The sequence below is a fragment of the Embleya sp. NPDC059237 genome (genome assembly GCF_042754105.1).
Lineage (GTDB): Bacteria > Actinomycetota > Actinomycetes > Streptomycetales > Streptomycetaceae > Embleya.
The window spans coordinates 223,452-243,314 of the sequence record NZ_JBHZAE010000010.1; the positions used below are offsets into that span (position 1 = coordinate 223,452).

Consider the following 19,863-nt stretch of genomic DNA (forward strand, 5'->3'; position numbering starts at 1 on the left):
ATACCTTGAAGCACGCGGACAAGGTGCAGCTTTATTAATAAAGCGCCTTTCTCGTCCCCGAGATTCCGCCGGCTCGTGCTTCGGTTCGTTTCCTCCTGCCCCTTTCTGTTCGGCCCTCTGGCTCGACGTGCGGTTCGACGTGGCGGTTCGGCGTGGCGGTTCGACTTGCGACAGCGGGAGGCGGCTCGATGAACATTTCCGACGAGCAACGACGTGCCTTCACCGAGCACGATCTGCGCGTGTTGTCGACCGCGGACCCGGATGCCGACCCGGCCGCCGAACGCCTGGCCTGGGCGCACCTGGGCGACGAGTTGGGCCGGGCCCTGTGCGACCGGTACGAGCACGGGCCGAGCGCGCACGCGGAGTCCCTTGTACCGCCGGACCGCTGCCCGGTGCGAAACGCGATCGTGCTGCGGGCGCGGACCCGGGACATCCGCGAGCGGGTCCTCGGGCATCGGGCGGCCGTGGGCCGGGCGTTGCGGGTGCTGGAGTCGTCGTGCCGGGGCGACGGCCGGCATCGCCGGACGGAGGCGTTGATCGCCCTGTCGCTGGCCGCCGGTCAGGCCCGCTGCCTGGGCAGCCGCCTCACCCGGCTGCCGACCCTCGTCCCCTCGCGGCCGGGCGCACTCGCCGAGGCCCTGGGCACCGCACTGGCCGACAGCGCCCGAGCCCTGGACGCCGCCCAGCAACGCCTTTGCGAATCGGCCGCGCCGGGCCGAACGATCCCGGCCGCGGCGGCCCTTGCGGCGGCGGGCTCCGCGGCTCGCCTCGCCACGTGCCTGGAGGAGGAGGTCCGCGCCGAGCCCATCGACGCCTCCGACACCGACCTGTCCCACGTCGACCACCTGGACCTCCCCCTGCTGGCGGGCGTCATCTGGTCCCGCACCACCGTCTGGCCAAAGACCCTGGCCCCGCTGACCCGCTCCCACTCCAACCGGGTGGCGCCGGGCGTCTACCGGATCCGCAGGACCTACCTCTGAGCACACGCCGGCGGGTGAGGGTGTTTCACCGGGTCTGCATCCAGTGGGCGGGGTGGGTGTAGGCGGCGGGCAGTTTGGTTCGGGGGTTGCCCTTGGCGGCGTCGAGTTGGGACTGGGTCAGGTAGAGGGCGTCGCGCAGGTCGGCGTCGCGCAGGTCCGCGTCGCGGAAGTCGGCGCCGATCACGTCGGCCAGGCGCAGGTCGGCTCCGCGCAGGTCCGCGCCGATCAGGTACGCCCCGCGCAGGTTCGCGCCGCGCAGGTCGGCGCCCCCCAGGCGGGCCCCGATCAGGTCCGCGCCCCGGCGGTCCTTCCTGCGGCCCGGGACGGCCGCGCGGGTCAGTTCGCTCGCGCGCAGGAGCAGCGGGTTGTACCGCTGCCGCAGCGCCATGATGTCGACCCGCAGCAGGTCGGCGGGGCTGCCCAGGGTCAGCTGCTCGGTCTCGTCGTAGGCGGCGCCGAGGTCGGCGTGTACCGGGTGTGCGGCCGGCAGGGACAGCGCCTCGTTCAGGTAGCGGAGCAGTTCGTGCAGGTCACGCATGACCGGGAAGACGCGGAACATCTGCTGCGCGGTGTGCGGCGCCCGGCGCCAGTCCTGGCCGGCGTAGGTGACCTGGGCGACCTTCTGGCCCGCGCCGAAGCAGTCGTAGACGGTGCAGCCCGTGAAGCCGATCGTGCGCAGGCGGGTGTGTACGCCGCAGCCGAAGTCGTCGGTGCGCAGGTTGGGGCAGGGGCGGCTGGCGGGCTTGTCGATGGCGAAGTCGGCGGACTTGGCGAAGGCGGGCGCGACGCAGCACAGCGCGAAGCAGTTCGCGCAGTCGGCGCGCAGGGCCCGGGCACGCGCGTCGACGAGGACCGGGTCGGGGCCGGGTGCTGCGGGTTCGCGCTGCTCGGGCACGGTGCGGGGACTCCTGACGGGGTGGGGGAGGCGGGCGAGGGGGCGCGGTCGGCTCGGGGCGATCCGTCCATTGTCCCCGATCGGCCTCGGTGACCGTGTCGCGGCCGCGGCCGGCGGGGCACGCGCCAGTGGGGGTGTCGGCGGAGGTGGGCGTGGCCTGGTGGAAGTACATTCGCCGGCCCTCCGGGGAGTGGCGCCACAGGGAACTGCGGAGGGTGTGCCGGTCGGTGGACTCGGTTCGGAAGGTCAGGTGGACCAGGTTCGGGGCCAGGAGGGTACCGGACACCGCGGACACGGTCGTTCGGATCGGCTCCTCGGTGGCCAGGGCGTCGAGGGTGCTGTCGCGGTCGCAGCGGCGTCCGGAGCGTCCGAATTCCACGAAGTCGGGGTCGAGCAGTGCGGACACGGCTTTTCGGGAGCGTCGTAAGGCGGGATCGAGCAGTCGCAGCTCGCCGGTGACGGCGGCTCGGATCGCGGATTCGTGGTCGGCTCGGGCTTGGGTCGCGGTTGTGGCTTCGGCTTCGGCTTCGTCGGTCATTGGGCGAGTTTGGCCATCTCATCGGGGATGACCGACCGATTTTCTCGGGTCAGGAGGTGCGGGCGGGGGTCCAGGTGCCTGGGCGGATCACTACGGCTGTGGTGTGGATCGGGTGGCTGTGGCGGAAGTGGAGGGTGAAGGGGATGGTTTGGCCGGGGGTGAGTTTCGGGGGTGTGCCGAGCATGATGTTCGCGCCGCTCGCGGTCATGCCGAGCAGGCCGTTGGCCGGGATCGGCAGGGCCTTGGTCATCCACATGCGGCCGGCGTAGCCCGTGTAGGTGTGGAAGCTGAAGCCGACGTCGGTGGTGATGGGGGTGCTGACGGAGACGAGTTCGTCGTTGGCGTCGCCGGTGTTGCGGATGGTGAAGTAGGCGGAGGTGGCGTCGGCGTTGGTGGCCAGGTGTACCCGACCGTCGCTGATGGAGAGCCTGGGTGCGGTACCGGCGCGGCCGGTCGCGGTCCAAACGGTGAGCAGGGTCAGCGCGAGGGCGGCGGCCAGGACGGGGCCGGCGACGGACTTCGACGCGGCCAGGGCCCTCGGTGCGATCGGGGGCTTCGGTACGGCCGGGGGCTTCGGTGCAGTCGGGGGTTTCATGTCCGGTCCCGCTTCGCGTCGTCGGGGTGGCCGGCCCGGAATCGGGTCAGCCGGAGGCTGTTGGTGACCACCGCGAGCGAACTGACCGACATCGCGGCGGCGGCGAGCATGGGATTGAGCAGCCCGGTCACCGCGATCGGGATCAGCACCACGTTGTAGCCGAACGCCCAGCCGAGGTTGGCCCGGATCGTCCCGGTCGTACGCCGGGAGAGCCGGATCGCGTCGGCCAGCGCGCCCAGGTCGTCACGCACCAGCGTCACGTCGGCGACGCCGATCGCCGCCGCCGTGCCGCCGCCCATGCCGATGCCCAGGTCCGCCTCGCCGAGCGCGATCGTGTCGTTGATGCCGTCGCCGACCACCGCGACGGCCCGTCCGGGCTGGTCCTGCCGCAGGCCGCGGACGAGTTCGGCCTTGTCGTGCGGGTCCAACTCGCTCAGCACCTCGTCGATCCCGACCGCGTCGGCCACCGCCCGGGCCGGCCCCGCACGATCGCCCGTGGCCAGGATCACCGTCACGCCGAGCCGATCGAGCGCCCGGATCGCGGCGGCGGCCTCCGGGCGTACCGAGTCGCCCAGCACCAGCACCCCCGCCGGCACGCCGTTGACCGTCGCGACGACCGCGGTGTCCCCGGCGGCGTCCGCCTCGGACAGCGCCGCGCGCAGGCCCGCGGGCAGCGCCGTGACGTCCTCGACGCCCGGGCGCAGGACGGCCACCCGCGAGCCGTCCACCAGGCCGCGGACGCCGATTCCGGGCTCCGAGGCGAAATCGGCGACCGGCGACAGGGCGCCCGCGCGCTCGGTGGCGGCGCGGGTGAGGGCCCGGCCGATCGGGTGCCCGGACGCGGACTCGACCGCACCCACCCGGGCCAGCAGTTCGCCCGGGTCGACGTCGGGCGCGGCCATGCAGCGCAGCAGACTCATGCCGCCGGTGGTCAGCGTGCCGGTCTTGTCGACCACGACGGTGCCCACACGGCGCAGGCGTTCCAGCGCGGCGGGTTCGCGGATCAGTACGCCGAGCCGCGCGCCGCGCCCGGTGGCGGCCAGGATCGCGGTGGGTGTGGCCAGGCCGAGGGCGCACGGGCAGGCCACCACCAGGACGGCCATGGTCGCGCCGGCCGCGGCCTGCGGGTCGCCGCCGGCGCCGAGCCAGAAGCCGAGCACGGTCACGGCGGTGGCCAGTACGGACGGGACGAACACGCCCGCGATGCGGTCGGCGAGTCGCTGCGCGCCGGTCTTGCCGGCCTGGGCCTCCTCCACCGCGGCGGTGATCCGGGCGAGGCGGGTGTCCGCACCGACGGCGGTCGCCCGCGCGGTGATCCGGCCGCCCTCGTTGACGCTGCCGCCGGGCACCTGGTCCTCGGGGCCGACCTCCATCGGGCGGCTTTCCCCGGTCAGGTGGGACACGTCGAGCGCGGAGCGGCCGTCGACCACGACGCCGTCGGCGGGCACCCGGTCGCCGGGCCGGACCACGAACACCTGACCGACCGTCAGGGACGCGGTCGGCACGGTCACCTCGACCGTCTTCCCGCCGGGCCCCGGGTGCAGGACGGCCGCCCGGTCCGGGACGAGCGCGGCCAACTCGCGCAGCGCGGAGCCGGTCCGGGTCCGGGCCCGGTCCTCCAACCGGCGGCCGAGCAGGACGAACAGCGGCACGGCGACGGCGACTTCGAGGTACATGTGCGCCTCGTCGCCGGCGGCGGGCGGCAGCAGGGTGAACGGCATTCGCATCCCCGGCTCGCCGGCGCCGCCGCCGAACAGGGCCCACAGCGACCAGCCGAACGCGGCGAGCACGCCGAGGCTGACCAGCGTGTCCATGGTCGCGCCCGCGTAGCGCAGTCCGTGCAGGGCTCGACGATGGAACGGCCAGGCACCCCACGTGGCCACCGGCGCGGCCAGCGTCAGGCACAACCACTGCCAGTTGGTGAACTGCCACGCGGGCACCATCGACAAGGCCAGTACGGGCAGCGCCAGCGCGGCCACGATCAGGAGGTTGCGCCGACCCGGGTCGATCGCCTCGGCGGCCGGGCCGGTCGCGGCGGCACCGGCGGGGTTCGGGCCGGCCACGGTCGCCTCGTAGCCGGCGGCGGTGATGGCCGCGAGGAGGTCGATCACCGGCAGGGACGCGGGGTGTACGACGCGGGCCCGGCCGGTGGCGAGGTTGACCGTGGCGGTGACGCCGTCGAGCCGGGCCAGCCGACGCTCGACCCGATTCACGCAGGCGCCGCAGGTCATGCCGGAGACGGCCACGTCGGTGGTGATCGGTCGGGTGGAGGTGGTCACAGGGCAACGCCCGAGGTGCGGAGGCGGCCGTCGGGCTCGCCCAGGCCCATCCGGCCGTGGCCGCCACCCTCGTCGCCCATCTTGACCGGCGCCCCGGGCGGACCCGGCTCGCGCAGGTCGGGCGCCACCGGGCCGGCCTGACGGCCGATCGTGAACGCGACGACGAACAACACCAGGAGCAGACCGAGGAAGGCGAACACCGTTCCGGGCGCCGAACCGGCCCGACGCGACGTCGGCGTGGGGCGCGGCAGCGAATCCGGGGTGATTCCGGCGACTTCGGCATTTCCGGCATCTCCGGCGACCCCGCCGGTCCGCAGCCGGAACGGCGGGCGCAGGCGCAGGTGCCAGGGGCGATCCCGGGGGTCGGGTCCACCGGCGAACACGGGCATGAATCGGGCTCCAGGGATCGGTCGGCGGGCGAGGGCATCCCGGTAGTCGGCCGGCGATCATGCCTGGTTCCCGGACGACACGATTCGCGCGAACTGCGGTGGACGCTCGGGATTCGGGGTCGAGTTCGGTCCGGGTTTCGGCGGGGTTCGGGAGAAGTTCGGGAAGTGGGCGGCCACCCCCGGGTCCGATCGGCGCCCACGGATGGGAACATGAGGCTCACCATGCCTGCCCGGTCCGTGCTTCGAGCCGTTCGCGCCGCGATGTTCGCGGTGGTCTGTGTGTTGCTCGCGCTGTTCGGGCACACACTGATGTCCGACGCCCCGGTGCACTGGGTCGCCCCGGTCGGGGCCGGGGTCGGGATCGGTGTACTGGCCTGGGCCGTGGCCGATCGCGAACGTGGACTGGGCGCGATCACGGCCGCCGTACTGGCCGCCCAGGCCGGTTTGCACACATTGTTCACGCTGGCCCGACAACCGGTCGCCGAGCCGACCGGCGCGGCCCGCTTTCGATCCCAGTGGCTCCAGGTGCTGCTGTGCAACGACGACCGCCCCGGTGACGCGCCGACCCACTCGGTGGCCGAACTGCTGACCCGGATGCGGCTCGACCCGGACCTGGCCCGACAGTCCCCGGCGGCGGCCGGCTTCGGCGGACCCGCGACCGGCTCCGGTGGGCACCACATGGCCGGTGCCGGTTCGGGATCCGGATCCGGTTCCGCGATGGGCGGGATGAACCACGACGGTGCGCTGATGTCCCTTCTGGGACACGGCGGTACCGGGATGTTCGCCGCACACGTGCTCGCCGCGCTCGGATGCGGCCTGTGGTTGCGGCACGGCGAGAAGGCGGTCTTCCGACTGCTGCGCCTGCTCGCCACGATGGCGGGCACCGTGGTGCTCGCGCTGGTCGGCGCCTGGACGTCGCCGATCACCACCGGCCGCCCCGCGATGCCGAGGGCGAGCCGGCGTCGGGTACGGGCCGTCCCCAAGTGGGTCACCCGGCCACTACCGGGTCGAGGGCCGCCGGCGGCGCTGTACGCCTGACGTCCACGGATGTGCCGCTCCGGCCCACGCACGCCCGCGCGGGACGGCCGGGTCCGTCGTGCCTGCGGCGCGGTGACCTCGCCCGATCCGGGCATGCCCCGGGCGCGGCGGCGCCTTCGGTCGTCGTCGCATCGCGGTCGGTGGATTCAGGCGTACCGATCACCCGAGTGACACCGGTGTCGTGACCGGGAAACGTTCCCCGGTTCTCGCGGCCACGGTGCGGTACTTCACGCCATCGCCGAAATGTTCGCGTCCGGCCCGGTGTGTCCTCGGGTGTTCCACCGCACCGTCGTCGAGTCCGAGTCGCAGGCACCGCCGCACTCGGCTCCCGGTGCGCGCCCCTGCACCCGCTCGGCATCGATCCGCCCGGCGCCGATCGATCGCCGCCCGCATGACGAGGACGTGGACCATGTCTGCTCTCCACCCTGTCACCCGACCGGAACACCGGCCCGAGCACCGGCCCGAGCACCCACTGCCGGGCCTCGCGACCACCGTGCTGCTCCGCCCCCCGGCGCGCCGTACCGCACACCCCACGCCCGACCCGTCCCGCGCGTGCGAAGCCTCCCGCAGCGACCACACCGCCTCGGTGACCCCGCTCGACTCCCGTCGCTCGGGGGATTGCACGCCCGACCTCGACCTGACCGCGCGGGCCCTCGCCGGTGCGGCCGGTGACCCGGAGGCCGTGGACGACTTCGTCCGCGGCACGCATCGCGACGTGTGGCGCTTCGTCGCCTACCTGACCGATGTGCAGAGCGCGGACGACCTCACCCAGGAGACGTACCTGCGAGCCTGGACGGCGCTGCCGCGTTTCACGGGGGCGTCCTCGGTCCGGACCTGGTTGTTGTCCATCGCCCGACGCACCGTCGTCGACCGGTATCGTGCGGCGGCCGCGCGGCCCCGTACCGCCGCCGTCGACGACTGGGTGGAAGTCGCCGAGCACCGCCAGGACATCACCCGTCCCGGCTTCGACGAGGGCCTGGCCCTCGACGACCTTTTCGGCGCGCTGCATCCGGCCCGACGCGAGGCATTCGTACTGACCCAGGTGCTCGACTTCGGCTACGCCGAGGCGGCCGTCATCGCCGGCTGCCCGATCGGCACCGTACGCTCGCGCGTCGCCAGAGCCCGAAGCGACCTGATCGCGCTCCTGCGCGAGGCCGACCAAGCCGGCTACGACTCCCCGGAACCCCATCCCGCCCCACACCGCAAAGCCGGCTGACCCGACCCACCACCCGAGGGCACGCCGTGTGATCGTGGCGTGCCCTCGGATGGCGGACGGCACTTCCCGGCCCCGTGCGCGCGACGGTCCACCGCCCCCGGCGCGGATTCGCGCCGCGCGGATGTCGAGACCGCGTCGTCGGTTCCGACCTCGGGGCGAACGGTGGCCCCAAACACCGTTGGCAAGGATCGAGAGGGCGGGAACAGCATGCAGAAGGTTGTGCAACAGGCCATCGACCGGTTGGTGGAGTCGGGCGCCGAGCTGGGCATCCAGGTCGCGGTCTACCGGCACGGCGAACTGGTCGTGGACGCGGTGGCGGGCGTCGCCGATCCGGACGGCGATCGTCCGGTCACCTCGGACATGCCGTTCTACAGCGCCTCCACGGGCAAGGGGGTGACCGCGACGGTGGTGCACGTCCTCGCGGATCGAGGTGCCCTCGACTACGACACGCCGATCGTCGAGTTCTGGCCGGAGTTCGGCGCCCACGGCAAGGACGAGGCGACCATCCGCCATGCGCTGACCCACTCCGTCGGCGTCCCGGCGGTGCCGGCCGATCTCACCGTGCGGGACCTGGCCGACTGGGAGGGGATGTGTGCCCTGATCGCCGGCTCAAAGCCCTGGTGGGAGCCCGGGACCAAAACCGGCTACCACGCGATGACCTGGGGTTTCGTGATGGGCGAGATCGTGCGCCGGGCCGCCGGCGCGCCGATTTCGCAGGTACTGCGGCAGGAGGTGGCGGCTCCGCTGGGCATCGCCGACGAACTGTTCTTCGGCGTCCCGGAGTCCGAGCTGGGCCGGCTCGCCCGACTCGAGGACGCGCCCGGCTCCGCCGCGATGATGGCGGCGCTGCCCGCCGACATGCCGATGTTCAAGGCCACGCCGCTCGCGGTGACCCCCAGCGCCGAGTACGGCAACAACCCCGTCGTGCTTACGTCGGACATTCCCTCGGGCGGCACGATGTCCGCCCGCGCGGTGGCCAGGATGTACGCCGCGCTGCTCGGCGAAGTGGACGGTGTGCGGCTGGTCTCGGCCGCGCGACTGCGCGAGATCTCGGCCCTGGCTACGGCCGACGTCGACCGGATGGTCGGCTTCCCCGTGCCGCGCGCGCTGGGCTACAACCTCGGCCGGCCGGGCGCCGCCCCGGAGCAGACGCCCGGCGTTTTCGGCATGCCCGGCATGGGAGGCAGCGCGGCGTACGCCGACACCGAGACCGGCATCTCCTTCGCGCTGACCAAGAACCGGTTCTTCCCCGGCCCCTCCGCCGCGGTCGAGGAGATCGGCGAACTGGTCGCGAGGGCCGCCACCGGGTGAGGCCGTGCGCAGGCGGCCGGGACCGGCGCCGGTCCCGGCCCGGTCGGCGCCGACCTCGCGGCCCGGGGGTGGCTGCCGCTAGCGGTCCGCGAGTGCGTACGACGCGGCGGCCACCGTCGCGGCCACCGCGAATACCGAGGGCCAGGCGCCGATCTTCTTCGCGAGCGGGTGCGAGGCGCCGAACGCGACCGTGTACAGACCGGTCAGCGCGGCGGCGGTCGGCGTACCGGCCCGCTCCCGCCACCCCTTGGCCGCCACCGCACCCGCCGCGGCCAACACCACGCCGCCGAGCGGTCGCCGCTTGGTATAGCGGGCAACCGCGTACCCGCCGATCAACCCGGCGGCGGCAACGGCGGCGGAAGGCACACGAGCCATGGAACGTACTCCTCACAACGACGACGAAACCGCGGTCGATCAGTACCACCGAGGCACGGCGGCGACCGATCGACCGCTTCGCCCACGAACCTAACCCCCCGCGATTCGCCGCCGCCCCCCGCCCGGCGCCGAGGTCGCGTCAGGCGACCGCGGTCCCCTCCAGCTCGACCATCAGGGTCGGGACTGCCAGCCGGGTCACCCCGAGCATCGTGGTGGTCGGCGCCACCCCGGCGGCGCCCAATCGGGACGCCAGCACGCCGTAGTGCCGAAAGAGCAGGTCGACGTCGGTCGTGTAGACGTTGAGTCGGATCAGGTTCGCCAGGGCCATGCCGGCCTCGCCGAGAACGGCCTCCAGGTTGTCGAGGGTCAGCGCCAACTGCGCCGCCATGTCGCCGTCGTGCTCGGGCTTGCCCTCGGCGCTCATCGCGGTCTGCCCGGAGCAGTACAGGGTCCGGGTGTGCCCGGAGACGACCTCTCCCTGGTTGAACCCCAGCTCCGTCGACCACGTCACCGGGTTGACTGCCGTTCGTTCCATCGCCACGTCGGCTCCATTCGCAGGTGTCGGAAGTACGTACGTCCGGCGGCCCGACGGCCGCCCCTGACGTCGTGGGAAGAGCCTCGCAATGAATCACGACATCCTTGGTCAGGTATTCCGATAAAATTCTCGAGGTGCGCGCCGATCGGTTGGTTTCGCTGGTGTTGTTGCTGCGTCAGCGCGGTCGGCTGACCGCCGCCACGCTGGCCGACGAACTGGAGGTGTCCACGCGCACCGTGCTGCGCGACATCGAGGCGCTGTCCGCGGCCGGTGTCCCGGTCTACGCCGAGCGCGGCCGGCACGGCGGGTTCGTGTTGTCGCCCGGTTTCCGGACCGAGCTGACCGGGCTGAACCACGACGAGGCCCTTGCCCTCCTCGCCGCCGGATCGGGGCGCGGCGAGCAGGTCTTCGGCCTCGGGTCGGCGCTCGCCTCCGCGATGCGCAAGGTGGTCGACGCGCTGCCCGAAAGCCATCGGGCCACCGCGAACGACGCCGCGCAGCGGTTTCTCGTCGAGCCGGAGACCGACCTGCTCTCGCGCCGGTCGCCGGCCGAGGAGGTGCCCCGTACGGCGATGGTCGAGGTCCGGCGCGCGGTGCTGGCCGGACACCGGCTCCGGATCCACTACGCCGCCGTCGGCCGGGAACCGCAGTGGCGCACGGTGGACCCGATCGGCCTGGTCACCGTGCGCGATCGGGGCTATCTGCTGGCCACCCGGTCCGGCGAGGACCGCACCTACCGGCTGTCCCGGGTGCTGGCCGCCGAGGAACTTCCCGAACCGGCCCGGCGGCCGAACCGGGTCGACCTGGACCGGGTCTGGCGCGAACGCTGCGCGCAGTTCCTGGCCGACGAACAATTCGCCGTACTGGTACGGGTGAACCCGGCACGGCGGGAGGAGCTGTTGGCCGCCGCGCTGGCCGTGCGCGCCGAAGAGCCCGAGGCGGACGGCCGACTGCGCCTCGAAGTGACCTTCCAGGACGCCCGTCACGCCGAATGGGCCCTGTGGCAACTCGACCCGGACGCCGAGGCGCTGGCGCCCCGGTCGTTGCGCACGTCCCTGCACGAGCGCGCCATGGCGGCCGCGACCCGCTACACGACCTCCCCCTGACCGTCTCGCGTCGGCGCCGCCTCTGTCGGGGGCGGCGGGTAGTGTTCGTCGGTCGGTGATGTTGTCGGTTGTGAGTGGTTCGTGCGCATTCGGTGCGGCGGGAGGAGGTGGGCCGTGGATGCGACTCGGTGCGGGGTGCGCCGTGCCTCGGTCGACCGGGTCCGGCCGGGGGTGTGGCGCGGGTGAGGGCGCCTCGTGTGGCCGTGGCGGCCGACGCCTATGGGCACGGGGGATGGCTGCGCCCGCTGGGGGACGACGGAGTGCCGCTCGGGGCGGCCGTCCACGTGGCCGATCTGGTCGCGGCGGTGGCCGACTTCGAGGCCGCGCCGGTACCGCCGCGGTGGGTGTGGGCCTCGGCGGAGAGTGCGTACGCGCCGTTGTTGCCCTCCCGGGTGAGTCGCTGCCACGACCTCGCGCTGGTCGAGTCGCTGCTGCTCGCGCACGAGGAGCGGGTCGGCGAACCCCGCTCGCTGGGCGCGGCCTGGGCCCGGCTGAAGGGCCTGCCGGTGCCCGAGGACCTGCCGATCGGTGCCGCCGACGCGCAGGACAGCCTGTTCGTCCCCGATCGGCTGCGGCTGCCCGCCGGCGTCGACGCGCTGGAGGCCGTGGTGGCGGTGCACGCCGACCAGGTGCGCCGCATCGACGCGATCGAGGACGCCGCCCGCCGCTCCCGCTTTCGGCTCCTGGTCGCCGCCGAGTCGGCCGGCGGGCTGGCCGCGGCCGAGATGGCCGCCGACGGGCTGCCCTGGCGGGTCGACGTACACGACGCGCTGCTCACCGAACTGCTCGGCGCCCGGCCCCGGGTCGCGGGCGCGCCGCCGCAACACCTGGCCGAACTGGCCGAGCAACTGCGCGCGGCGCTCGGCGGACGGGCGTTCAACCCCGATTCGCATCCGCAGGTGCTGAAGGCGTTCGCCGAGCAGGGCGTACGGCTCACCTCGACCCGCACCTGGTACCTGCGCGACGTGGCCCACCCGGCCGCCGCCCTGTTGATCAAGTACAAGGAACTCGCCCGCCTGCACGCCGCGCACGGGTGGGCGTGGCAGGACACCTGGGTACGCGGCGGCCGATTCCGCCCCGAGTACGTCGTCGGCGGCGTCGTCACCGGCCGCTGGGCCGGTCGCGGCGGCGGCGCGCTGCAGATCCCGCGCGTCCTGCGCGGCGCGGTCGTGGCCGACCCCGGGTGGCGGCTGGTGGTCGCCGACGCGGCGCAGTTGGAGCCGCGCGTGCTGGCCGCGATGTCGGGCGACGCCGGGCTGGCCCGGTCCGCCGCCGCCGGCGACCTGTACGAGGCGTTGGCCAAGGCCGCCTTCCAGGGCGATCGGGCCAAGGCCAAACTCGGCCTGCTCGGCGCGATGTACGGGCAGACCAGTGGCGACATCGGCCCGCTGTTGACCACGCTGCGGCGGCGATATCCCGACGCGATGGGCTACGTCGAGGCCGCCGCGCGCACCGGCGAGGAGGGCGGCATCGTCCGGTCGCGCCTCGGGCGTACCTGCCCGCCGCCCTCCTCCGCGTGGCTCGACCTCGCCGAGGGCGGCGCGAGCGGCGAGCCGGGCGCCGACCGCACCGACGATGCGGGCGCCCGATCCACGCGTGCCCGGGGCCGCTTCACCCGCAACTTCGTCATCCAGGCCAGTGCCGCCGACTGGGCGCTGGCCCTGCTCGCCGCGCTGCGCCGCCGGCTCGCCCGCTACGACGCGTCCCCGTCGGGTCGCCCGCATCTGGTCTTCTTCCAACACGACGAGTTCATCGTGCACAGCCCCGCCGACCTGACCGAGGCGGTATCCGCCGCGATCACCGAGGCGGCGGAGGAGGCCCGGACCCTGGTCTTCGGCGACACGCCCGTCCTGCTGCCCCTGGTCCCGACGGCGACCCGGACCTACGCCGAGGCCAAGTAGCGCACCCGGCCGCGCACGATGCCCACGCGCGTCGGCCTCAGCCGGAGTCGGGTCGGGGGCGGGATCGGTGCTCGGCGGCCCGGTGGGCCCGGCGGTAGGCGCTCGGGGTGGTGTCGGTGAGGGCGCGAAAGTGTCGGCGCATGGCGGCCGGTGTGCCGAAGCCCGTGCGGTCCGCGATCAGTTCGACGGGGAAGTCGGTTTCCCGGAGCAGGCGTTGGGCCTCTTCCAGACGGATGCGGAGCAGGTATTGGAGCGGGCTCAGACCCGTGTGCGCGTGGAAGCGGCGGGTGAGGCTGCTGACGCTGGTCCGGGCGTGGGCGGCGAGGCCGGCGACGGTGAGCGGTTCGTGGAGGTGCTCCCGCATCCAGCGCAGCGTCGGGTCCAGGCCGACGCTTTCGGCGACCTCCCGGGCGATCGTCTCCTGGACGTCGTCGGCGTACACGTGCAGCGGGGTGATGAGTTCCCGGCTCGTCGCCTCGGCCACCCGCCGGCCGTGGTCGTGCGCCAGGAGCCGCAGGCATACGTCCATGCCACCGAAGACGCCCGCGGCGGTGAGGAAGGGGCCGTCCTCGATCGCGACGCCGAGGGGGTCGACGTCGATGTCGGGGTGCAGTTCGGCCAGTTCGTCGGTGTGGCGTCGGTTGGTGGTGGCTCGGCGTCCGCTCAGGAGTCCGGTGGCGGCGAGGGTGAAGGTCCCGGTGTCGACGGCGGCGATCCGGCCGCCGCGCGACGCCGCGGCGCGCAGTGCCGCGAGGACACCGGCCGGCGGCGCGTCGCGGAAGCCGTCGTGGCCCGGGACCAGCACGACGTCCGCGTCCGCGAGGGCATCGAGTCCGTACGGCGCGCCGATCCGCAACCCGGCCGGCCCGCCGGTCACCCGCGGACCGGGCCCCGAACAGATCCTGATCTCGTATGCGACGCCGCGATGTTCGCGCCCGGCGACCCCGAACACCAGCCCGGGGGTGGTGAGCTGGTGCCCGGGAACCCCGTCGAGGGCGAGCACGGCAATAACGGACATGACCGAATCCAACCACCCGCGGCCCCTCGAAGCCGCACACCACATCGACTCGCCACCCACCCGACCCCCGGCCCGCCCGACGCGGAGGTGTCCACGTCGGGCGAGCCGGGGGCTGGGGGCAGCGGGTCGGCCTACTTGTTGTTGCGGAGCGTGGTGTGGATCCAGCTCTTGTACGCGGTGTCGTTCGTGTACAGGCCCGGGCCCGTCGCGCAGCCCGGCTTGCCGTCGCCGTCGCCGGACGTGGTGCCGATCAGCTCCCACCGGCCGGCGCGGTTCTTTTGGATCTGCGGGCCGCCGGAGTCGCCGAAGCAGGCCATGGCGTTGAGCTTTCGGCTGACCGTGCACAGGCGCGTGCCGTCGGTGCGGCCGTTGCACTCGGCGCTGGTGCCCAGGCGGGTGTCCAACTCCTGGAGCCGGTTCGGGAAGACGGCGTTGTCCAGGCTGTCCGGGTCGACGATCGTGCCGAAGCCGAGGAGTCGAGTCGGCGTGCCCACCGGCCCGGCCTGCTTGGCGAGCTTGATCGGCTTCTCCTTGACCGGCCGGTCCAGGCGGATCAACGCGAGGTCGTTCACGTTGTAGCCACCCTCTTCGGCGGGCTGCGAGTAGCCGGGGTGCATCACGATCTTGTCGATCTTGCGAACAGTGCCGCCCTGTGTGCGGTTCTCGCTGCCGATCCGCACCGTACCGGCCAGTTCGATCGGCAGGTCACGGTCGACACAGTGCGCCGCGGTGAGCACCCACTGCTTGTCGATCAAGGTGGCCCCGCATCCGGCGTCCACGCCCGCCGCCTTCATCGGGACGTAGGCCATGAACTGGTACTTCTCGGTCGAGTCCTGACCGTTGACGATCGCCCCGGCGCTGCCGGCGAAGGCCGTGGTGCCGAGCACCAGTGCCGCTCCCGTGGCCGTGAGCGCCTTGGCGACCAGGCCGCGCCTACGGCGCGGGGCGGCGCCGGCGTCGGCGGTGGAACGCGAGGTGGTTGCGCGCATGTGGTGACCTTTCGTGGAGGGAGTATCGGCCGCACAGGGGTGCGGCGGCCGTACCCGGGGCCGGATGTCTCCCGCATCCGACCTCGTGCTGTTCATCCTCGGCGCGGCAACCGGCTCGAAACAGGCGTCTCGATGTCGTCCTCGGTTAGATTCCGGACATGCCAGTGATCGCCGTGCTCGCGCTCGACGGAATCCCCGGGCATCAGCTCACCGCCCCCGGACTGGTCTTCGGCACCGCCGCCCGGCATCACCCACCGGTCGCCTACGACCTACGGATCTGTACCGCCCCGGGCTTCACGGCGACCGGTGAACCCGGGTGCTTTCGGGTGGAGGCGCCCTGGGACCCGGCCGTTCTGAAAGAGGCCGACACGGTCCTGATCCCGGGGCACGCGGCCTTTCGCGACGAACCCGCGCCGGAGATCGTAGCCGCGCTTCGAGGCGTGGCCGCGCGCGGCGGCCGGATCGGCGCCGTCGGCACCGGGACGTTCACCCTCGCGGCCACCGGCCTCCTGGACGGCCGGCGCGCCGCCACCGCCCGGCGGTACACCCGGGAACTGGCCCGGCGTCACCCCCGGATCGAGGTCGACCCCGAGGGCGAGGTGGTCGCCGACGGCGGTTTCCACTCCGCCGCCGGGGTGCTCGGCGGCGTCGATCTGTACCTCGACCTGATCACACTCGACTACGGCCTGGGTGTGGCCATCGAGACCGAGCGGCAACTGTTCCTGCAACTGCACGCCCCCGCCGAGGACGTCGACGCCGACGGCCCGGACGACGCCGCGCACAGCGCGTACACACCACCCGGCAGCAGCCTCGAACCGACCACCGCGTGGCTGGCGGCCAACCTGCACCACCCGATCGCGCTCGCCGACATCGCCGGCCGCGCGGGATTGGGCGTACGCAGCCTCACTCGGCGATTTCGCGCCGAGACCGGGCTCTCCCCGCTCCAATACCTGCTCCGCATCCGGATCCAGCGCGCCCAGTGGCTGCTGGAGCGCACCGAGGACCCGGTCGAACGCATCGCGGCGCAGACCGGCCTGGGCACCCCCGCGAATCTGCGCGCCCACTTCCTGCGCGCGACCGGCACCACGCCGAGCGTCTACCGCGCGGCCTTCCGCTCCCTCGTCGCCGACTTCACCCCATCGCAGCAGTCGCAACACCCGAACGGAAACCCCGAGTGAGCCGACGAATTGCGATTGCCGCCCCCACCCGGGAAGACACGGCCCCACCGGAGCCTTTCCCCTGAGGGATCCTCGCCCCGACGACGCGGGGACGCCCACGAGGCACGGCGACGAGACGAGAGGACCGACCACATGCACGCGCAGCAGGTCACCGCACGACTGGGGCGCATCGGCGTCTGGGAGCGCTACGGCACCTACGCGGCCGACCCGGACCCGCGAGCCGCTGCGGCCGAACTGGCCGAACTCGGCTTCACCGCCGCCTGGTTCGGCGGCGCCCCCGCCGACGGCCTGTTCGGGCTCGCCGAGCAACTGCTCGCCGGCTCCGACCGGCTCGGGGTCGCGTCCGGGATCCTCAACGTCCGCGTCTTCCCCGCCGCCGAGACCGCCGCCCGCGTGGCCGCGCTGGAGCGGGCCCATCCCGGCCGCTTCGTCCTCGGACTGGGCGTGAGCCACGTCGAGTTCGCCGAGCGGCTCGGCGTCGAGTACACCCCGCCACTGGCCACCATGAACACCTACCTGGACGCCCTGGACGCCGCCGGCGACTCGGGGGTGCCGCGCGTGCTGGCCGCGCTCGGCCCGCGCATGGTGCGCCTGGCGCGCGATCGTGCGCACGGCGCGCACCCCTACTTCACCACGCCCGCGCACACCCGCGAGGCCCGCGAGGCACTGGGTGAGGGGGTGCTTTTGGCCCCCCATCAGAAGGTGGTCCTGTCGGGCGACCCGGATGTCGCCCGCGCGGTGATCCGCAAGGAGGCGGCGCTGTACCTCGGGCTCGACAACTACGTCCGCAACCTGCGTCGGCTCGGCTTCACCGACGCCGACCTGGCCGACGGCGGCAGCGACCGGCTGATCGACACCCTGGTCGTATGGGGCGACGAGGAGGCCATCGCGGCCCGGGTCGGCGAACACTTCGACGCGGGCGCGGACCACGTGAGCATCCAGGTCCTGCCGACCGATCCGGGTCACACCGGCCTGCCGCACGCGCAGTGGGCCCGCCTCGGCCCGGCCTTGCGCGACCTGTAGCGGGCCGCCCGCGCCGCGATCGCCGCCGTCGAGGCCGCGCGGCAGGTGTACGACCGGGAGCGGACGGGGCAGGAGTAGCAGACGAGCGGGACGACGCGGACGACACGGACGAGGCAGTCGCCACATCGGCGGAACGAGTGGAGCGAGGGGTTCGATGAACAGCGCGGAGCTACTGGTCGACGCATTCGGCCGAGTGCAGGAGGTCGTGCACCAGGCGGTCGCCGATCTGACGCCCGACCAACTGGCCGAGCGACTGGACGACGACGCGAATTCGATCGCGTGGCTGATCTGGCATCTGGCCCGGGTCCAGGACGACCACGTCGCCGACGTCGCGGGCCTGGAGCAGGTGTGGACCGCGCAGGACTGGCACAAACGTTTCGAACTGCCCTTCCCGGTCCGGGCGATCGGCTACGGGCAGGACACGAAGGCGGTGGCCGCGGTGCGGGTGGACTCGGCGGACCTGCTCACCGGCTACTACGACGCGGTACACGAGCAGACCGTCGGGTACGTCCGCGATCTGACGCCCGCCGACCTGGATCGGGTCGTGGACGAGGCATGGACACCGGCGGTCACCCTGGGTGTACGGCTGGTCAGCGTGATCGGCGACGACCTCCAGCACGCGGGGCAGGCGGCGTTCGTCCGGGGCATCCTGCTGCGGCGCTAGGACCGCCCTTCCCGCCCTCGTTCCCCGCCCTTCCCACGGAGAGAAGGAATCACGATCCGGAGTGTCCACACGTTCCAGACGGAGCGGTGAACGTCCAGGAGCAGGAGCCACGAACGCCCAGCGTCCACACAGATCGTGAGAAGGATGTGAGACGGGACGCCCCGGCGGGTTCGAACCGATCGACCCCGTCGGGGCGGGCCCTCGGGCCAGGTTCGTGAGACGAACGTGAGACGGCCGAGGCCGGCCAGTGGAGGAGATCGTCAGAAGGTCCGGCGTGCGCCGGGGACTCGAAGAGGTCGCCAGCGCGCGGCGCGACGCCCGCCCCCTCCCCCGAGGGGGGCACGCGTCACGAGCAGTCCCGCTACCGCACGGCCATCGTCGAGAGGGCCGCGGCAACGCGCCGCACGATCTCGGCGACGTCGTGGACCGGCGTCTGCGAGTTGAGCTGTCGTTCCACTGCTGGTGCGTTGGCGCCGATCCTAGATTCGAGGACCCAAACCACATAGATGGGGTGCGTGGTGTCGACGATGACGTCGATACCTGCCGCGGCTGCGGTCGTGGGGAACCTCTTTACCTCTCCGACACGTACCCACACTTTGCGTGCGCCCCCCCAAACCCGAACGGTGCCGCCGCTACTGGGAACGTTCATCAGAACATACGGGGGAGACAGTTGTTGGTCATTCAAGTCGAAAACAAGCCAAAAACACGTTACGAATCGTCTTGATCACTACCGGTTAGGTTCATGTTGCGCTCGCGGGCCTCCAGTTCGGACCACAGAGCGGCCCCCGATGCGAGCTGGCCGTCGGACACCTCCGCGTCTTCGGGGGCCATCAACAGCACGACGACCTTGAGGCCGTCGATCTCTATGATCTTGCTGTCGACTACTTGGTTGTCATGACCGAGTTGTCGTTTCACGCGCAGCGGCATGCCGCGGGCCAACGCAGGGCGTGCGTCGGACGGTTCATGCCCCTGCGCTTTCTTCTTGCGCCGGCTCGCCTGGATGGTCACCGGGGTCGTTCGCAGGGGCGGTGGCGGCTCGCCGTTCGCGATGCGGCGGGCGGTGTTCATCGGATCCGGCCAGCCGAGTACCGCGCCGACGTCCTCGATCGTCGTCGGGATGCGGGTGTAGGTGTACCCGCCCTCGAGGTTCGTGATGGTCGCGCGCTGCACATCGGCTCTCACGGCGAGTTCGTCCTGCGTGAGCTTCATGTGCTCGCGTGCCTTGCGGATGGCGTCGGCTACAGGCGCCCAGGCGAGAGTCATGGCCACATGATGCCTAACTTTTGGCATCAAGCACGAGTTTTCACGTGTGATTTGGCCGGGAAACCGACGGCTGTTGGCGCGTTTTTGGGCAGCTGCGACCCTCTGCGAGCCTCCCCCGCACTCCGAGAGCGATCTTGAGCCAAAAAAGCTGCCAAAAAAGATGCTCAAAAATCTTGTGTTCGGGCCGCCTTGCGCATGTAATTGACGACGTGACGCCGAACGGGACGAAGATCAAAGCCCTGAGAACGGCACGGGGGATGACCCTGCGCGACCTTGCCGCAGCCACCGGACTCGACAACGGCAACCTGTCGAGGATCGAGCGCGGTACGCGTGGTGTACGCCCCGCGACGCTCGCCACTCTCGCCGACTTCTACGGGACCACGATCGCCGACCTCCGCGCCGAGAAGCCGCAGATCCGGCGGCACCCGGACCACCACGGCGGCCCGACCCGCTACACGGTCGACGCCCGCCGAGCACGCTGATCCACACGGGCGCAACCCGTCCGCACGACCCGATCACCAAATGCCCGCCCCGCAGGGTCGGCACCGGCAACAGCCATGCCCGAACCCG

20 protein-coding genes and 1 pseudogene are annotated in these 19,863 nt (G+C 72.6%); 10 read left to right on the forward strand and 11 right to left on the reverse strand.

The window, feature by feature from the left end:
• The first annotated feature begins 188 nt into the window (after nt 1–188).
• Nucleotides 189–980 carry a hypothetical protein gene (locus tag ACFXKZ_RS29505; protein WP_380004101.1) on the forward strand — a complete coding sequence of 264 codons (792 nt, stop codon included), beginning with the start codon at nt 189–191 and terminating at the stop codon, nt 978–980.
• A gap of 25 nt (nt 981–1,005) precedes the next feature.
• On the opposite strand, the gene ACFXKZ_RS29510 is transcribed toward ACFXKZ_RS29505, so the two are convergent.
• The 5 genes and pseudogenes from ACFXKZ_RS29510 to ACFXKZ_RS29530 all read right to left on the reverse strand — a co-directional run bounded on the left by ACFXKZ_RS29510 (nt 1,006) and on the right by ACFXKZ_RS29530 (nt 5,676).
• Nucleotides 1,006–1,875: a pentapeptide repeat-containing protein gene (locus ACFXKZ_RS29510; RefSeq protein WP_380004102.1), complete on the reverse strand. Its 870-nt coding sequence runs from the start codon at nt 1,873–1,875 to the stop codon at nt 1,006–1,008.
• 199 nt (nt 1,876–2,074) lie between these two features.
• Nucleotides 2,075–2,413: pseudogene (locus tag ACFXKZ_RS29515) on the reverse strand (DUF4440 domain-containing protein); the annotation flags it as partial.
• A 49-nt stretch (nt 2,414–2,462) separates the two neighbouring features.
• Entirely contained in the window at nt 2,463–3,008 is a 546-nt protein-coding gene (locus ACFXKZ_RS29520; protein ID WP_380004103.1) for a copper chaperone PCu(A)C, read from the reverse strand.
• Nucleotides 3,005–5,287, reverse strand: a complete 2,283-nt coding sequence (locus ACFXKZ_RS29525) for a heavy metal translocating P-type ATPase (protein WP_380004104.1) — start codon at nt 5,285–5,287, stop codon at nt 3,005–3,007. Before ACFXKZ_RS29525 ends, ACFXKZ_RS29520 begins: the two co-directional genes overlap by 4 nt.
• On the reverse strand, nt 5,284–5,676 hold the full coding sequence (locus ACFXKZ_RS29530) for a hypothetical protein (protein WP_380004105.1): 393 nt from the start codon (nt 5,674–5,676) through the stop codon (nt 5,284–5,286). The genes ACFXKZ_RS29525 and ACFXKZ_RS29530 overlap by 4 nt, the downstream gene beginning before the upstream one ends.
• A gap of 210 nt (nt 5,677–5,886) precedes the next feature.
• On the opposite strand from ACFXKZ_RS29530, the gene ACFXKZ_RS29535 reads away from it, so the two are divergent.
• The 3 genes from ACFXKZ_RS29535 to ACFXKZ_RS29545 all read left to right on the forward strand — a co-directional run bounded on the left by ACFXKZ_RS29535 (nt 5,887) and on the right by ACFXKZ_RS29545 (nt 9,241).
• On the forward strand, nt 5,887–6,714 hold the full coding sequence (locus ACFXKZ_RS29535; protein ID WP_380004106.1) for a hypothetical protein: 828 nt from the start codon (nt 5,887–5,889) through the stop codon (nt 6,712–6,714).
• Nucleotides 6,715–7,123: 409 nt separating this feature from the next.
• Nucleotides 7,124–7,930, forward strand: a complete 807-nt coding sequence (locus ACFXKZ_RS29540; protein WP_380004107.1) for a sigma-70 family RNA polymerase sigma factor — start codon at nt 7,124–7,126, stop codon at nt 7,928–7,930.
• Nucleotides 7,931–8,137: 207 nt separating this feature from the next.
• A complete protein-coding gene (locus ACFXKZ_RS29545; RefSeq protein WP_380004108.1) occupies nt 8,138–9,241 on the forward strand; it encodes a serine hydrolase domain-containing protein in 1,104 nt (367 codons plus the stop codon).
• A gap of 78 nt (nt 9,242–9,319) precedes the next feature.
• Here ACFXKZ_RS29545 and ACFXKZ_RS29550 read toward each other — a convergent pair whose 3' ends face one another.
• Both ACFXKZ_RS29550 and ACFXKZ_RS29555 read right to left on the reverse strand, forming a co-directional pair.
• A complete protein-coding gene (locus ACFXKZ_RS29550; protein ID WP_380004109.1) occupies nt 9,320–9,616 on the reverse strand; it encodes a hypothetical protein in 297 nt (98 codons plus the stop codon).
• Between the two features lie 139 nt (nt 9,617–9,755).
• A complete protein-coding gene (locus ACFXKZ_RS29555; RefSeq protein ID WP_380004110.1) occupies nt 9,756–10,151 on the reverse strand; it encodes a RidA family protein in 396 nt (131 codons plus the stop codon).
• A 134-nt stretch (nt 10,152–10,285) separates the two neighbouring features.
• Between ACFXKZ_RS29555 and ACFXKZ_RS29560 the strand changes: the two genes are divergently transcribed.
• Nucleotides 10,286–11,257, forward strand: coding sequence for a helix-turn-helix transcriptional regulator (locus ACFXKZ_RS29560; protein ID WP_380004111.1), 972 nt, complete (start codon nt 10,286–10,288; stop codon nt 11,255–11,257).
• A gap of 182 nt (nt 11,258–11,439) precedes the next feature.
• Nucleotides 11,440–13,158: a bifunctional 3'-5' exonuclease/DNA polymerase gene (locus ACFXKZ_RS29565; RefSeq protein ID WP_380004112.1), complete on the forward strand. Its 1,719-nt coding sequence runs from the start codon at nt 11,440–11,442 to the stop codon at nt 13,156–13,158.
• Between the two features lie 37 nt (nt 13,159–13,195).
• On the opposite strand, the gene ACFXKZ_RS29570 is transcribed toward ACFXKZ_RS29565, so the two are convergent.
• A complete protein-coding gene (locus tag ACFXKZ_RS29570) occupies nt 13,196–14,176 on the reverse strand; it encodes a GlxA family transcriptional regulator (RefSeq protein ID WP_380004113.1) in 981 nt (326 codons plus the stop codon).
• A 131-nt stretch (nt 14,177–14,307) separates the two neighbouring features.
• Nucleotides 14,308–15,165 carry a S1 family peptidase gene (locus tag ACFXKZ_RS29575; protein WP_380004114.1) on the reverse strand — a complete coding sequence of 286 codons (858 nt, stop codon included), beginning with the start codon at nt 15,163–15,165 and terminating at the stop codon, nt 14,308–14,310.
• A 158-nt stretch (nt 15,166–15,323) separates the two neighbouring features.
• Between ACFXKZ_RS29575 and ACFXKZ_RS29580 the strand changes: the two genes are divergently transcribed.
• The 3 genes from ACFXKZ_RS29580 to ACFXKZ_RS29590 all read left to right on the forward strand — a co-directional run bounded on the left by ACFXKZ_RS29580 (nt 15,324) and on the right by ACFXKZ_RS29590 (nt 18,030).
• Entirely contained in the window at nt 15,324–16,343 is a 1,020-nt protein-coding gene (locus tag ACFXKZ_RS29580) for a GlxA family transcriptional regulator (RefSeq protein WP_380004115.1), read from the forward strand.
• A 132-nt stretch (nt 16,344–16,475) separates the two neighbouring features.
• Entirely contained in the window at nt 16,476–17,366 is an 891-nt protein-coding gene (locus ACFXKZ_RS29585) for a TIGR03620 family F420-dependent LLM class oxidoreductase (protein ID WP_380004116.1), read from the forward strand.
• Between the two features lie 154 nt (nt 17,367–17,520).
• Nucleotides 17,521–18,030, forward strand: a complete 510-nt coding sequence (locus ACFXKZ_RS29590) for a DinB family protein (protein ID WP_380004117.1) — start codon at nt 17,521–17,523, stop codon at nt 18,028–18,030.
• A 361-nt stretch (nt 18,031–18,391) separates the two neighbouring features.
• On the opposite strand, the gene ACFXKZ_RS29595 is transcribed toward ACFXKZ_RS29590, so the two are convergent.
• Nucleotides 18,392–18,679: a hypothetical protein gene (locus ACFXKZ_RS29595; RefSeq protein ID WP_380004118.1), complete on the reverse strand. Its 288-nt coding sequence runs from the start codon at nt 18,677–18,679 to the stop codon at nt 18,392–18,394.
• A 59-nt stretch (nt 18,680–18,738) separates the two neighbouring features.
• Entirely contained in the window at nt 18,739–19,293 is a 555-nt protein-coding gene (locus ACFXKZ_RS29600; protein WP_380004119.1) for a helix-turn-helix domain-containing protein, read from the reverse strand.
• Between the two features lie 209 nt (nt 19,294–19,502).
• On the opposite strand from ACFXKZ_RS29600, the gene ACFXKZ_RS29605 reads away from it, so the two are divergent.
• A complete protein-coding gene (locus ACFXKZ_RS29605; RefSeq protein ID WP_380004120.1) occupies nt 19,503–19,775 on the forward strand; it encodes a helix-turn-helix domain-containing protein in 273 nt (90 codons plus the stop codon).
• Nucleotides 19,776–19,863: the final 88 nt, after the last annotated feature.

Excerpts from the sequence above, each read along its gene's own strand:
- ACFXKZ_RS29530 (WP_380004105.1), bottom strand. The coding sequence starts at position 5,676 with ATGCCCGTGTTCGCCGGTGGACCCGACCCCCGGGATCGCCCCTGGCAC.
- ACFXKZ_RS29505 (WP_380004101.1), top strand. The coding sequence starts at position 189 with ATGAACATTTCCGACGAGCAACGACGTGCCTTCACCGAGCACGATCTG.
- ACFXKZ_RS29585 (WP_380004116.1), top strand. The coding sequence starts at position 16,476 with ATGCACGCGCAGCAGGTCACCGCACGACTGGGGCGCATCGGCGTCTGG.
- ACFXKZ_RS29520 (WP_380004103.1), bottom strand. The coding sequence starts at position 3,008 with ATGAAACCCCCGACTGCACCGAAGCCCCCGGCCGTACCGAAGCCCCCG.
- ACFXKZ_RS29575 (WP_380004114.1), bottom strand. The coding sequence starts at position 15,165 with ATGCGCGCAACCACCTCGCGTTCCACCGCCGACGCCGGCGCCGCCCCG.
- ACFXKZ_RS29600 (WP_380004119.1), bottom strand. The coding sequence starts at position 19,293 with ATGACTCTCGCCTGGGCGCCTGTAGCCGACGCCATCCGCAAGGCACGC.
- ACFXKZ_RS29580 (WP_380004115.1), top strand. The coding sequence starts at position 15,324 with ATGCCAGTGATCGCCGTGCTCGCGCTCGACGGAATCCCCGGGCATCAG.
- ACFXKZ_RS29595 (WP_380004118.1), bottom strand. The coding sequence starts at position 18,679 with ATGAACGTTCCCAGTAGCGGCGGCACCGTTCGGGTTTGGGGGGGCGCA.
- ACFXKZ_RS29540 (WP_380004107.1), top strand. The coding sequence starts at position 7,124 with ATGTCTGCTCTCCACCCTGTCACCCGACCGGAACACCGGCCCGAGCAC.
- ACFXKZ_RS29550 (WP_380004109.1), bottom strand. The coding sequence starts at position 9,616 with ATGGCTCGTGTGCCTTCCGCCGCCGTTGCCGCCGCCGGGTTGATCGGC.
- ACFXKZ_RS29555 (WP_380004110.1), bottom strand. The coding sequence starts at position 10,151 with ATGGAACGAACGGCAGTCAACCCGGTGACGTGGTCGACGGAGCTGGGG.
- ACFXKZ_RS29535 (WP_380004106.1), top strand. The coding sequence starts at position 5,887 with ATGAGGCTCACCATGCCTGCCCGGTCCGTGCTTCGAGCCGTTCGCGCC.
- ACFXKZ_RS29545 (WP_380004108.1), top strand. The coding sequence starts at position 8,138 with ATGCAGAAGGTTGTGCAACAGGCCATCGACCGGTTGGTGGAGTCGGGC.
- ACFXKZ_RS29590 (WP_380004117.1), top strand. The coding sequence starts at position 17,521 with ATGAACAGCGCGGAGCTACTGGTCGACGCATTCGGCCGAGTGCAGGAG.
- ACFXKZ_RS29570 (WP_380004113.1), bottom strand. The coding sequence starts at position 14,176 with ATGTCCGTTATTGCCGTGCTCGCCCTCGACGGGGTTCCCGGGCACCAG.